Consider the following 13,506-nt stretch of genomic DNA (forward strand, 5'->3'; position numbering starts at 1 on the left):
TTTGCCCTACTGTTTTGCAACCAAATCTGAATGATTATTTGAAAGAGTGAACGCAATACCATCGCTATTAATGGTTACTGTGTTTGGTGAAATTGGCATACCAGGGCCAACACGCGCAGGACCATTCACAGCAATCACATCGCTTTCGTTTAGACCCGATGTAATCGCGCGTAAGCTGCCGTAACGCTCACCTACTGTCACTAATTTATATTCAAGAACATTGCCCTCACCCACAGTGAGTACAAAGCGATTCTTTAAATCAGTCCCAATTGCACGCTCAGGCACGATAACTTTTTCGCTTACTTTATCTGCGGCAAGCTTAATACGTGCGAATGAACCTGCACGCAGTTGTTGCTCATCGTTTTCGAACACCGCACGCACACGAAGAGTACCGGTAGTTTGATTGATTTGGTTATCAATGAAGTTGATTTTGCCATTGAAGTTAAAGCTGGTTTCACCCACTTTTTGCATCACAACTGCTTGTCCACTTTGCGCTGTTACATCAGCAAATGACTGGTTCCACGTGCGCTCATCAATATCAAAATAAGCATACATTTGCTGGTTTGACACAATGCTGGTTAACACACTTTGACCAGCAAGTACGTTGTTACCTTTGGTGATATTCGCGCGTGATACCACACCATCAATGGGTGAACGCACTTGGGTAAACTCTAAATCAAGCTCTGCCGAAGTAAGCTCAGCCTGTAGTGCTAGCAACTGCGCTTCGCGTTGTCTAAGCGTTGATTTACGAGATTCAGCTTGCTCAGTTGAAATCGCTTTACGCTCTGTTAAGCGCTCCGCGCGTTTGGCTTCACTTTTAGCTTGCTCAAGTGCTGCCTTAGCACTTTCGATTTGTGCTTTTAGGCTATCAACCACTGCAGCAAAAGGACGTGCATCAAGAGTGAAAAGCAAATCCCCCTCTTTCACGCTGTCGCCTTCTTTAAAATTAATTTTATCAATAACACCCGAAACACGCGGCATAAGTGCAACTTCTTGTGGCGCTTCTAAACGCGTTGTATAGGTGTGCCAATTTTGCACTGGTTTAACAAGTACTTTTGCTACGTCAATGGGTTGTAAATGTTGTTGCTGCGCTGCTTGGTTGGCTTCTGTACCGCACCCAGCAAGCGTTAAGCTCGCAATGGTCACCGCCACTGCAAGAATAGATTTGTTCATCACGACTCTCCTGTTAATAGATTGGAGACAATGTTACGGAACTAATTAGCGGATAAAAATGATAGATTTTTAAATTCATTAATGCCAGAATGGCACCAATAAAATTTAAGGAACTGCTATGGATACCACCAGCCGCTTATTAATGTTGCTTGAAGTGATTGAACGAGGCTCATTTGCTAAAGCAGCAGAGTCTAGGAATATAGACCGCTCGGTCATATCAAAACAAATTAGCCGCCTTGAAGATGAATTAGGGGTGCGCTTACTTAATCGTACCACGCGCTCGTTTTCATTGACTGCCGCGGGTGCTGAAATGGTAAAAAAAGCAGCCGAACTCAGAGATTTGTTATCAGATACCGTCAGACTTGCTGAGAATTATCACCAAGAACCCCGTGGTACATTAAAAATTACCTCATCAAGTATTATTGGTAAACGGTATATTCAGCCAGTAATTAACGACTTTCAAAAACGCTTTCCGCAAGTTGAAGTAGAGCTTCGTTTAGACGATAGACTGATTGATTTAGTGTCAGAAGGCTATGATTTGGCTTTTCGTGTTGGCGAGCCAAAAGACTCGTCATTTATAGCTCGTAAAATTGCCCGCAACCGAATGTTACTACTGGCCTCACCGGAATTTATTGAAACCTACGGCATGCCAAAACATGTTGAAGATTTAAAAGACCTGCCTGCTGCCAGTTATTCGAGCCCAAGTAAACGTATTAGCGGGATTCGCTATCGCGATGCCAAAGGCGATGTTGTTGAGCAAAACATTAAAAGTGTTTTTCGTGCTAACGATGCCGAAGTACTTCTTATGAAAGCCATCTCAGGTAATGCTTATGTTCTTGCACCAGCGTTTATTCTTGATGATGAAGTAAAACGTGGTGATTTAGTGCCTATTTTAACCGATATGGAATTACTCGATTACAGCGCAGTATACGCGGTTTATCCGCACAGAGATTTACCTGTAAGAACGCGGCTATTCTTTGATGCGATGCGTGAATTCATCGGTAAAGATATCCCTATATGGGAAGCGAATATTCCAGAGTTTGATAGCATGTACAAAGGTAGTGCGTAGTATCTTAACTCGCTTTATCACACTTAAGCGCTTGTTGATTTAACTCATAGGCTGTTACTACCCTGTTTCGCCCCTGTTTTTTTGCTTGGTAAAGCGCATCGTCTGCACGTTTTATGAGATTTTTAAGCGTTTGGTTTGGCATATAACAAGCAACGCCAATACTGATTGTTAAGTTTATCGCTTGTTCATCAATAGTGTGAATAGTCTTTGATAAATTCTCTCTAAGCATGTCCGCAAACTCATAGGCGCTTTGCGGATCACTATGGGAAAGGAATATAGCAAACTCTTCTCCGCCGATGCGGAAAATAACGTTTTTATTGATTTGCTCAGCAAAAAAAGCCGTTACATTAATTAATACGCGGTCACCGACTCCATGACCAAACTGATCGTTTATTTTTTTAAAATAATCAATGTCGATCATTAATACATATGTGCCAGGTTTATCAGCCAAATCCACTTCAAAGTAGTGAGTCATTGCTAAACGGTTACCAGCCCCTGTAAGTGGATCTAAAAGTGCTAAATTTTCAAGCCGTTTTCCGTACTCTGCCCGACTATTTTCAAAGGTATGAGACACTGCCCAGATACTAATATAGGTAAACGAAAAATTAAGTAGAAAGTTAATCGTATTCAAAGGCTCTAAGCTCTGCTTAGTGCCGAGAATTAATGCTTGAACAACTGCCACTATAAGCGAAAAAACAACGCCGTATTGTTTACCTAGCAATAGGTAAAACAAAATTGGTAACGAGCACGTCCAAATGAACAACAAGCTTTTGATATTACTGAAATAAGTACCTAATGTAACTAAGACAGTTAGGAAAATAGATAAAGTAAGCGATTGCCACAAATGACCAGTGCGCTTACGTGTGTACAAATAGATATAAAAACAAAAAGCCGCAAAACCAACTTCTAAAATACCGAGTAGGTAAAAGTCGTTTATAAAAAGATTAAAAAAAGCAAAAATACTTGCAAGGATCCCCAAACAAAATCCCATCCATTTAAGAACGTTATTTCGTAAAGCTTCGGTGCCACGCAGTGCGCCAATATCCATTATTAATCTCATTAACTTTGTTATTGACTAATTTTAACGCGAAACCAGTATTTTCGGAACATTTTTATTTAATGCAATAATATGAACAATTTAAATACTCGACTAAGAGTGACGATTATGAAAAAGTCCGATCTATCAGATTAGAAAGTTACAACAGCGAGCTGCACACTAACTCTTTTCTTTAAAATAAAAACGGACTACAATAAAAATTACCCAAAACAGATACCCGCTAAGACTATGATCATTTCATTACTTGCTACGACCCTAGCAATGACAGAACCTAGTAACCTGTTACTAGAAAAGCAAGTAAATAATTTATGGAACAGTTTATCCAATGACCCCCAGAGCAAGCCAAATATAGATTCACTTAATCAGCTATTTAAAGAAAATGCTATCGTTGTTGGTATAACGTATAAAAATGGAGAGGCGTCATTTAACTTGATGCAAGCAAGTAAATTTATTGCGAGCCAAAATAGAATAAAACCTAACGGTTTTTATGAATGTGAAATATCACGAGAACTTCGTGTGTCAGGGGATTTTGCGACGGTTTTAAGCGTGGTTGAATCTCGGCGTAACCTAGAACAAAAAAAAGCTGACTTTACAGGCCTTAACAGTATGCAATGGGTCAATGTAGGGAATGATTGGAAACTTATATCACTCTATTACTACCTGCCCTATGACGAAAAAGGTGACCTTTTATTGAGCGGCACGCCTGGCAAATGTTTAAATCAGCAAACAAGATAAGCCTGCTTTTTAACATCACTGAGCTTAATTCAAGGTAATAAATATTTAGTCATCAATTAGATCACTCACTTGTTCGATTAATTCATCAAACTCGTCATGAATGTTACGTCGCTGCTTCTGTGTGAGGGTTCCTTTTAACGCGACAAGTAGCTCCACATAGTTATCAAGGTTCTCATCATCAGCCTTAATTAGCGCTTCGCTCATATACAAACTGCGATTATTAATTATCACCGCTAGGGCTTGGCCAAAATCTTCTCGTTTACTCTCTGCTGTAAAGAGTTGTTTTAGTGCATCCAAACGTGTTTGCTTATATTCCAGCCAAAGTAAAGAGGTTTCAATTCGATCGTTAGCTGCTGTTTCAATTAACTTTTTTTGCTCATTAGAGAGTTTTCCGAGCCATTCTTTATAATTTTCAAGATTCTCTTCTAAGCGTTCTTTTTTATGCTCTGCAAGTGTTTTCTTTTTATATTCCTCATACTCATCGTCAATTGAGGCTTGGATAGCAGCAACAAATTCAGTGCGCTGTTCTATCGACAACGAGTTAGCTAAATTGATCAGATCAGGTTCAAGCTTTTCAACTAACGTTTGCCAATGTTGTTTAGCTTGCAAGAAGTGTTGTTTTAACTGTTGTTGATTAACATCTACATCAAGCATCGATTTTAGACTCTCTAAATCTTTCTTGTATAAAGGTAACTGTGTTTCCCTGTGCCAATCTCTGCTGGTTTTAACTATTTGCTTAAATTTGTCTGACTGCTGAGAATTTAGATCAACATAATCATCAATCCAAAAGCCTGATAACCAACCCAGATTGTTATATGTAAAACTGGCAGAGCATCCTACCGTGGCAAAAACTAAACATAAAATGACGAAATATTTTAATAAATTGTTCATTGTTCTTTTTCTAAACCTTGTTCCTAATGAGTACTTTAGCAAGTTAATAGACTGTGTAAATATTATTTGGCCAACTTAAATGAAATTAATTATCATTTAACTATTGACGAATGCGAGAACCTAAGTAATAATCGTTATCAACAACTTGGTTCACTTCAAAATTCTCACAGCAAAATCAATGCTTATAAAAGATTGATATTGCTTCGCCAAGTTTGTTCAAGATGTAACTCTTGATTGTAAGTTGCTTCCTCGACCCGAGCATCGACATAAAACGTTACACTTTACTTGCTACATTGCTCATATCGGTGACGGTAGATATGACACGAAAAAGCCCGCTAAGGGCTTTTTTTATTTCTTTAATTTTTCTGTAAAATCTGTATCTTAGGCCTACTTAAAATTTTTAAAGCATGCCATTGCTGCTAAATTGGGCAATTGAAGTGGTTGGGTCTAAACTAAAAGTGATGTTTCGCCCTTTGCTACGATGGCAATGCAATTATCAATAAAAGTTGATATTTAAACACACATTTGGAGGCCGACTATGTTCAAGCCTAATTTAAAATCACTCATACTTTGTGGTGCGCTAATTATTTCACCTTTAGCAGCAAGTGCTAGTTTCGAAGACGCCCAACTAGCCGCTAACGAGGGACGATTTGAAGAAGCTCTACAGACGTATAATTATATGGCTGATAGAGGTTATGCCCCTGCCATGTATGAACTTGGCAAATTATACGAAGGTGGTTTTGGCGTAAAACGTGACTACCATAAAGCTGCTGAGCTTTATCAAAAGGCAGTTAAGAAAATTCATGCTGACTCTATGTTTGCCCTCGGCGTACTCTACCAAGAAGGCAAAGGCGTGAAGCTAGATAAAGAAAAAGCAATTTCACTTTTTGAAATGGCGGCGCAAAAAAATCACCCTGCAGCACAGTACAATTTAGGTGTGATGTACGCGAATGGCGAAGGTGTATTACAAGATTACCGTACAGCCATGAGTTGGTATCAAAAAGCAGCTGCGAACAACTTTTCCCTGGCGCAGTTTAATATGGCACTGATGTATTATGATGGCTTAGGCGTTCCTAAGAATCTCGAAAAATCATATATTTGGAATACTATTGCTGAATACAACGGCAATATGGATGCAAGTCATAGCCGTAAACTAGACGAGCGAAACATGATGCCAGCAGAGGTTGAAGCAGCAAAAGAAAAGGCTGATGCCATTTACGCTAAAATTCAAGCAGGTCTCTATGCGCCTGATGGACGTCTGTAATGTATGGTACTTGCGCCTACTGGCGCAAGTACATCCATTTTAATAGCTTTATTAATAATTTATTTTGTTTTAACAGCATTGATGTGCGCGGATTAAACTTTCCTGACACCAGTGTATTGCGAGCATGGCTAAAAGTCTTAAACCCCTCTATGCCATGATAATGCCCCATTCCAGACTCACCAATACCGCCAAACGGTAGTTGATCCGCGGTTACCTGCATCAAAACATCATTAATCGCAAGTGTACCACTTCGTATTGCCGCACTAAGATCAGAAATGACCGTCGAATCATGACCAAAAATATACAAAGCCAACGGATGCGGACGACCATTAATATAGGTGGTTACTTGGCTGAGTGAGTCATAGCTCATAATTGGTAATATCGGTCCGAAAATTTCCTCTTGCATGACTTTCATATCATCACTTACTTGAGTGAGAATATGCAAACCCATACGATGCTTAAGCTCATCAGCCGTATTCTCTTCGTGAGCTGTAAACAATTGCGCGCCCTTTGCCTGTGCATCTTCTACATAGCTAGATAAACGAGCAAAATGTGCATCGGAGATTATTGAGGTTAGGTTTTTTCCTTCAACACCTTGCTGATAATGCTGTTTATAAAGTTCACAAAGCTGCTGAATAAGTTGGTGCTCTAGGTTTTTTGGAACAAATACATAATCAGGCGCAACACATATTTGACCTGCATTATTAAGTTTGCCAAATAATAATGTGCGAGCAACGGCTTTAATATTCACATCATCAAGCACAACAACGGGAGATTTACCTCCTAATTCAAGGGTCACAGGGGTTAAGTGCTGACTTGCCGATTGCATCACTTTACGACCAACCGAGGTTGAACCCGTGAACAACAGATGTGCAAACGGTATGTCACTAAATGCGGCGGCAATGTCAGGGCCTCCTTCGACTACAAAACAATGGTTTGCAAGCTCATCTTTGAATATTTCTGTTAACTGTGCATTTGTATGGGGGGTAAACTCGCTGAGTTTTAGCATAACCCGATTACCAGCGGCTAAAGCGCTAATAACAGGCACAAGGGATAACTGAATAGGGTAATTCCAAGGCGCTATAACACCCACAACCCCTTTAGGTTGATATTGGATGTGGGCATGTGAAGGCCATAAGCTGATCCCAACAGAACGAGATTCGTTACGCGTCCACTTGGGTAAACGCTTTATGGTATCAGAAATCGCTTTAACTGTCGGTAGCAAATCTCCTAGCACAGTATCAAAACTTGTTCGATAGCCAAAGTCTTTACTCGCAGCAGCAACAAGCTGTTGCTCATTCTCAATCAACCTCTTTTTAATCGTTTTTAAGAGGTTTATACGTGTCTGTATTGGCAGGAAAGGTTGAGATAAAAAAGCGTTATTCAGCTGCTCGAATTGATTAATCAAACCCATTTGAGTATTCGTCAAAATTGAACCCCTTAAAAGATTAAGTTCAGACTATAACCTTCTATAATTCTGTGGGCAATATTACACATTGAAAAACAGCACCCAGTTGGGTGCTGTTTATTGGTTGGATGGTTGGTTTAAACGCTGACTGTTCAGAAGCCGAAAACAGCAGCTACAAGGGTCATTGTCACTATAGTGATCATCGCAATGGCGATAATATTCAGTGCAAAACCAGAGCGGATCATGTCACGCATTTGAATTTGCCCAGAACCAAACACAATGGCATTTGGTGGTGTTGCTACAGGCATCATAAATGCACAACTACACGCGATTGCCGCTGGAATAACCCAAACAAGTGGGGTACCAAATACTGATTCAGCAACCGGACCTAACAGTGGCAAGAAGCCAGCAGCTGTCGCTGTGTTACTGGTAATCTCTGTCAAGAAAGTAATTAACGCGGTTACGGCTAATACGCTCAGTACCAGAGGTATAGCACTGGCACCTTCAATCATATGCGCTATGTATTCAGCTAAGCCTGATGACTTTATTTGTGCTGCCAATGTTAAACCACCACCGAACAGAAGTAACACACCCCACGGTACTTTCGCTGCACTTTCCCAATCAAGTATACGCTCACCATCGCCTTTATTAGCAGGCAGTACAAATAACAGCAGCGCAGCTGCAATAGCAATCCCAGTATCTGATACATTCAACCCTGAGTAGTCAGCGATCAAAGGTCTGAAGATCCAGCAAATAGCTGCTAAAGCAAATACCAAGGCAACGCCCTTCTCTGCACGCTGCATTGCTCCAAGCTCTTGAAGCTGAGACAAAAAGAGTGATTTAGTGTCTTTACTGGCCGCTTTTGCACATTGTGTATCTACTTTATAAGCAAATTTAGTCAACCACACCCAGCATAAAATAAGCATAACGGTCGCAAGTGGTACACCGACTTTCATCCACTCAGCAAAGCCAATATCTATCTTGTAGCTGTCTGATAAATAGGCGGCCATTAACGCATTTGGAGGAGTACCAATAAGTGTTGCAATACCCCCAATACTTGCACCATAAGCGATTGATAATAATAATGCTTTACCAAATTGGTCATTTTCTGGGTTTGACTGCTTAACCAACATAGTAATCGACATCGCAATTGGTAACATCATAACCGCTGTTGCTGTATTAGACATCCACATTGACAAGAATGCCGTTACCAACATCATGGCTAAAATTTGTAGGCTTGGCTTTGTCCCTGCTCGAAGCATGGTATTGAGTGCAATACGCTTATGTAGACCCCAACGCTCCATCGCGATTGAGATCAAAAAGCCGCCTAAGAATAAAAAGATCAAAGGGTGTGCATAAGGTGCTGCGACGCCTTTGATTGCTGCAATGTCAGCAAGAGGAGATATAACAAGAGGCAATAAAGATGTTGCAGGAATTGGCACAACTTCACTCACCCACCAAGAAGCCATCCAAAAAGCAAGGCCTGCCGTTCTTAAAGCTGGCACACTCATACCAGCAGGTGGCTCAATAAAACACGTTAACAGCATCACTAATGGGCCTAGTAATAACATAACTGTGCTCATTAATGGACGTGGCTGTGTACCATCTTTTGTTTGATTAACTAATGACATACTAACTCCTAGAACTTGTATTTAAGACCAAGCGCAATACTGTTGTCTGATTCAAGTTCAAGATCTAAATCAGTGTAAAATAGGTAAGCCGTAGTTTGTTTATCAAATACGTAATCAAGTCCCGCTGTCCATTGCTTGCCCTCTTCTGCATGACGGATTTTAGAGTCATCTTTCACGTATTGAAGCTTTGGTACCCACTTATCAATCGTGTAACTAGCACTGAGTGCATAACCATTCCCTTCTTTTATGCCGTCGGTAGATTCACTGCGTTGAAATAAACCACCCAGTTGCAAATTGTCATACTTCCAAGTTGCAACAACACGACTTGCTGTTAATTTATTTAACGCATCAACATGGCTTATGGCAACATAGTATGTTTTTGATTTTAATGCACGGTCACCATAAATAATAGTTGCAGCAAAACCAGCCTCATCATTACTGCTATCATCTTTAGGCGCATAAGTAAGTGCTAAAGATGCACCACCATAGGTTTTAGAACTGTATGTAATCGTGTCACCAATACGATCTTGGCCTGGAATAAGCTGTGCAATATCTGCTTGGGTTTCGTTAAAGCCGTCTATCTTACCTTCTGAGTATTTAAAACGGGTATCATTACGACCAACAACCACTTCACCAAAATCGCCAGCAAGGCCTAAGTAAGTGTTGCGAGCTGAAAACGGTTCGTCAGTATCATCATGCTCAAAGCCTTTTACTTGCACTTCATATTTGAAAACGGCTTTTAAAGACTCGGTTAGTTTATGACTACCTTTAATGCCAATTCGAGAAAACGGTGCTTCAATTTGAGTACCTTCATCGACATAGCGCATAACACCTGTATCTGTGTTTGCGATTTGGACTTCTGCTTTACCATATATTGCATAATCAGCAGCAAATGCTGAGTTTGCAAAACAGGCGATAGCCATACTCGCCGCTAGGTATGTTTTTGTTTGAGTTAATATTGTTGTCATTATGTGCCCCCTGTTATTAGGTTCAAATTGCTGTTCCTAACTACAGAGGCAAATTGGTTGCCAACTCAGAATGTTAAATTAAATACCTTTAATAACAGTGCTATGTCACTATTTAATCAATTTAGATGGTGAAAAACGTGCGGTTTTCCACACAATTAAAACGCTTAGTTGTCACCAAACCCACACTAGTCTTTAAACATATCGCGGTTGATTCCATATTTTGCCATCTTGTCATAAAGAGTTTTGCGTGCAATCTGCAAGGTGGCCATGGTATTTTTGATACTCGCGTTATTTCGCTCTAGCGCATCTTCAATTAATGATTGCTCATAAAAACTGACTTTTTCCGCTAAGCTTAAATCCTGAGCAAGTTCATTGTCATTATTGCTTTGGTTATAAGAGGCAAATGCTAAATCAGAGCCGAGCAACACAGCACGCTCAGCTTGGTTTCTGAGTTCTCGAACATTCCCAGGCCAATCATAGGCGAGCAACCGCTGCTTAGCCTCGGTGCTAAGTGGTGCGGGCGGCTTATGAAAGCGTGTCGCAGCAATCGAGCTAAAGTGCTTAAATAACAATGGAATATCTGCCTTTCTATCTCGAAGAGCAGGAATACTTACTTTAACTAAATTTAACCGATAGTATAAATCGGCTCTGAAATCGCCCGTTTCAACCAGTTTTAGCAAATCAACTTTGGTCGCTGCAACAATACGCACATCAAGGTCGATTGCATGGTTATCCCCCACTGGAGTTACTCTCCTTTCTTCAAGAACACGAAGTAACTTTACTTGTAAGCTAGCCGGTGTTGATTCGATCTCATCTAGAAAAACGGTCCCACCTTTGGCAAATTCAAACTTACCTTGGCGCGACTGAGTCGCTCCTGTGTATGCACCACTGGCCGCACCAAATAATTCACTCTCGATTAATTGCTCTGGAATAGCGCCGCAGTTAATAGCAACAAAATTAGCACTAGAACGATTACTTTGATCATGTAGGTAACGAGCCACAAGCTCTTTACCGGTACCTGTCTCTCCCTCAATTAATACATCTGCGGGCGTATCTATCACGGCATTGAGTAAATGCATCATTTGCTGCATTTGTTCGGTTTCGCCTAAAATACGCACACCTGGGGCAGAGGTTTTTTCGACTGCGAGTTTTAATGCGCGATTCTCCATTACTAAAGCACGCTTTTCACAAGCGCGAGCAAGACAGTCAAGCAGTTGCTCTGTGAGTGGCTTTTCAAATAAATCATAGGCGCCAAGTTGCATGGCTTTTACAGCAACAGAGACATCAGCAAACCCCGTTAAAAAGATAACAGGTAATTCGCTATCAAATGCTTTTACTTGCTCAAGAAAAGCCAAGCCGTCCATTTTCGGCATATTAATATCACTTAAAACAACTCCCTCAAAGCGGCGGCTTAACTTTGTTAAAGCGCTCACAGGTTCATTAAAACATTGCACTTGATAGCCTTCAATTTCCAGTAGTTGCTTCAATGAATCTCGGATCATGGCCTCATCATCAATAACAATGACTTGCTTACAAGCCCCCGTAACTAAGCTCATTGTGTTTCCTTATTCGTTTGCAATGTAATAATAAATTGAGCACCACCAGCAGGCCTGTTATGGGCACTCAAACGGCCATTGAATGAGTCTATTATTTGCCGTGAAATTGATAAACCCAACCCTAAACCATTACTGGTCTTAGTGCTGTAAAATGGCTCAAAAATATTTCCTAAGGCGTGCTGATCAATACCAGGCCCCGTATCTAATATCGATAATTTCACACGATTATCAAATAACTCTAATTCGAAACTTAACTCTCGCTGTTCACACTCAGACATAGCTTGGCTAGCATTGGTTATTACATTCACTAAAACTTGTTCAAACTTAACGCTATCGACCCACACGCTTATATGCTCATCGATAGCTGCGCTTTTAATAGTAACGGCATCTTGCTTAAGTTGGGCGCTTGCGATCATCAAGGCATTTTTTAACATCTGGGCGAGGCTATGTTGGCGTAACTGAGTCTGTGATGGCTTACTAAAGTGCTTAAGTTGTGCAACAATTTTATGAACGCGTTCAATTAATGACTGAACTAAAACGAGATTTTCACTTGCCCGCGCTATATCGCCTTTTATAAGCAGGCGTTTGGCACTCACCAAATAAGTATTCATCGCGCTAAGTGGTTGGTTTATTTCATGGTTTATACCTGCACTTAACTGCCCTATTGTCGCAAGCTTAGCGGTTTGAATAAGCGCCTTTTGTGCCTTCTCTAATGCTTGTGTGCGTTCGATAACTTCTTGCTCCAAGCTATGACGAGAAAAAAGTAACTTTTTATAGCCAGCAAACCTCACCATTGACATGTGAATTAACGCCGCAACAACGACATAAAATAAACAAAACCATAAAAGTCTGGGGATTTGTGCAGCAGATAAATGACTTATATCAACCAGCACAGTCGCTCTCGCTTGAATAATATCGATATTTTGGGATGCGGCAACAAAGCTTGCGCGTTTATCGTTGAGCATAATTCGCTGTAATGCAACATTTTCGCTAAGCGCTTGCCCTGAATAAGCTAATCTTTCTGGGATATGCGATAAATACCGCCTTGAATCAATGAGATTCACCATATCTTGTTCACTTAACTTATTCAACGAAGTCAAACGCCAACTTGCTACATCAGACATCACGATGACACTATCGGGCAAAGAAATATAAAAATGTGTGCTTTGAGATGTATTTAGTAGTTGGCGATCTTGTTCAAACTTTTTTGCATTGACTTTTAAGCTGACAACGGCAATTACTTTGCCATCTTCAATCACAGGTTCCGAAAAATAAAAGCCTCGTTCACTAGAACGCATTCCAAGGGCGAAGTAGGCTACTTTTTGTTTGTTTTTAGCTAAATAAAAGTACGGCCTAAACGCAAAGTTACTTCCTAAAAAGGTATAGTCAACTTGCCAGTTACTACTTGCGATGACTGAGCCTGTTAAGTCCATTAAGTAAACATCCGATGCTCCGCTAGCTCTTTGAATATCTTCTAAATAATAATTAACGGCTTGCTCGCCAACTTTTTTATTCGAAACGAACGATTTAACTAAGTTATTTGCACTAACAAGAGAGGGGATTGTTGCAAAGCGAGCCAATTCACTTGAAAAGTAATGGCTCAATTGCGACGCTTGAACAGCACTTTGCTGCTTGGCTTTATCAAAGTCGTGTTGTCTACCAAAGTAAAAAACAAGTACTAATAAGCACACCAACAGCGCTACCGCGCCCACTAATTTTTTACTTAACGATGACATTGTGACCTTAAGTCATAA

11 protein-coding genes are annotated in these 13,506 nt (G+C 40.4%); 3 read left to right on the forward strand and 8 right to left on the reverse strand.

Going from position 1 to position 13,506, the window contains the following annotated elements; translation table 11 throughout:
* Nucleotides 1–6: 6 nt before the first annotated feature.
* Nucleotides 7–1,173, reverse strand: coding sequence for an efflux RND transporter periplasmic adaptor subunit (locus L3V38_RS06940; RefSeq protein WP_237118877.1), 1,167 nt, complete (start codon nt 1,171–1,173; stop codon nt 7–9).
* Nucleotides 1,174–1,291: 118 nt separating this feature from the next.
* On the opposite strand from L3V38_RS06940, the gene L3V38_RS06945 reads away from it, so the two are divergent.
* Nucleotides 1,292–2,242, forward strand: a complete 951-nt coding sequence (locus L3V38_RS06945; protein ID WP_130152137.1) for a LysR family transcriptional regulator — start codon at nt 1,292–1,294, stop codon at nt 2,240–2,242.
* Nucleotides 2,243–2,246: 4 nt separating this feature from the next.
* On the opposite strand, the gene L3V38_RS06950 is transcribed toward L3V38_RS06945, so the two are convergent.
* Nucleotides 2,247–3,302, reverse strand: coding sequence for a diguanylate cyclase (locus L3V38_RS06950; protein ID WP_237118878.1), 1,056 nt, complete (start codon nt 3,300–3,302; stop codon nt 2,247–2,249).
* Nucleotides 3,303–3,527: 225 nt separating this feature from the next.
* Between L3V38_RS06950 and L3V38_RS06955 the strand changes: the two genes are divergently transcribed.
* Nucleotides 3,528–4,034, forward strand: a complete 507-nt coding sequence (locus L3V38_RS06955) for a hypothetical protein (protein WP_237118879.1) — start codon at nt 3,528–3,530, stop codon at nt 4,032–4,034.
* Nucleotides 4,035–4,079: 45 nt separating this feature from the next.
* Here the strand turns inward: L3V38_RS06955 and L3V38_RS06960 are convergent, their stop codons facing one another.
* Entirely contained in the window at nt 4,080–4,925 is an 846-nt protein-coding gene (locus tag L3V38_RS06960; protein ID WP_237118880.1) for a DUF6279 family lipoprotein, read from the reverse strand.
* Nucleotides 4,926–5,463: 538 nt separating this feature from the next.
* Here L3V38_RS06960 and L3V38_RS06965 point away from each other — a divergent pair.
* Complete coding sequence (locus tag L3V38_RS06965; protein WP_237118881.1) at nt 5,464–6,189, forward strand: tetratricopeptide repeat protein; 726 nt, start codon at nt 5,464–5,466, stop codon at nt 6,187–6,189.
* 16 nt (nt 6,190–6,205) lie between these two features.
* Here the strand turns inward: L3V38_RS06965 and L3V38_RS06970 are convergent, their stop codons facing one another.
* From L3V38_RS06970 to L3V38_RS06990, 5 genes are all read right to left on the reverse strand, one after another.
* Nucleotides 6,206–7,603: a coniferyl aldehyde dehydrogenase gene (locus L3V38_RS06970; protein ID WP_237119321.1), complete on the reverse strand. Its 1,398-nt coding sequence runs from the start codon at nt 7,601–7,603 to the stop codon at nt 6,206–6,208.
* Between the two features lie 146 nt (nt 7,604–7,749).
* On the reverse strand, nt 7,750–9,180 hold the full coding sequence (locus L3V38_RS06975; protein WP_267136340.1) for an SLC13 family permease: 1,431 nt from the start codon (nt 9,178–9,180) through the stop codon (nt 7,750–7,752).
* A 56-nt stretch (nt 9,181–9,236) separates the two neighbouring features.
* The gene (locus L3V38_RS06980) at nt 9,237–10,151 is read right to left on the reverse strand and encodes a porin (RefSeq protein ID WP_237119323.1); all 915 of its coding nucleotides are present in this window, start codon (nt 10,149–10,151) and stop codon (nt 9,237–9,239) included.
* A gap of 230 nt (nt 10,152–10,381) precedes the next feature.
* Entirely contained in the window at nt 10,382–11,752 is a 1,371-nt protein-coding gene (locus L3V38_RS06985; RefSeq protein WP_237118882.1) for a sigma-54 dependent transcriptional regulator, read from the reverse strand.
* Entirely contained in the window at nt 11,749–13,488 is a 1,740-nt protein-coding gene (locus tag L3V38_RS06990; protein WP_237118883.1) for an ATP-binding protein, read from the reverse strand. The genes L3V38_RS06985 and L3V38_RS06990 overlap by 4 nt, the downstream gene beginning before the upstream one ends.
* Nucleotides 13,489–13,506: the final 18 nt, after the last annotated feature.

This window comes from Pseudoalteromonas sp. L1, assembly GCF_021728095.1.
GTDB lineage: Bacteria > Pseudomonadota > Gammaproteobacteria > Enterobacterales > Alteromonadaceae > Pseudoalteromonas.

Coding starts and splice junctions, on each gene's coding strand:
- L3V38_RS06985 (WP_237118882.1), bottom strand. CDS start 11,752: ATGAGCTTAGTTACGGGGGCTTGTAAGCAAGTCATTGTTATTGATGAT.
- L3V38_RS06980 (WP_237119323.1), bottom strand. CDS start 10,151: ATGGCTATCGCCTGTTTTGCAAACTCAGCATTTGCTGCTGATTATGCA.
- L3V38_RS06960 (WP_237118880.1), bottom strand. CDS start 4,925: ATGAACAATTTATTAAAATATTTCGTCATTTTATGTTTAGTTTTTGCC.
- L3V38_RS06975 (WP_267136340.1), bottom strand. CDS start 9,180: ATGAGCACAGTTATGTTATTACTAGGCCCATTAGTGATGCTGTTAACG.
- L3V38_RS06970 (WP_237119321.1), bottom strand. CDS start 7,603: ATGGGTTTGATTAATCAATTCGAGCAGCTGAATAACGCTTTTTTATCT.
- L3V38_RS06955 (WP_237118879.1), top strand. CDS start 3,528: ATGATCATTTCATTACTTGCTACGACCCTAGCAATGACAGAACCTAGT.
- L3V38_RS06945 (WP_130152137.1), top strand. CDS start 1,292: ATGGATACCACCAGCCGCTTATTAATGTTGCTTGAAGTGATTGAACGA.
- L3V38_RS06950 (WP_237118878.1), bottom strand. CDS start 3,302: ATGAGATTAATAATGGATATTGGCGCACTGCGTGGCACCGAAGCTTTA.
- L3V38_RS06940 (WP_237118877.1), bottom strand. CDS start 1,173: ATGAACAAATCTATTCTTGCAGTGGCGGTGACCATTGCGAGCTTAACG.
- L3V38_RS06965 (WP_237118881.1), top strand. CDS start 5,464: ATGTTCAAGCCTAATTTAAAATCACTCATACTTTGTGGTGCGCTAATT.
- L3V38_RS06990 (WP_237118883.1), bottom strand. CDS start 13,488: ATGTCATCGTTAAGTAAAAAATTAGTGGGCGCGGTAGCGCTGTTGGTG.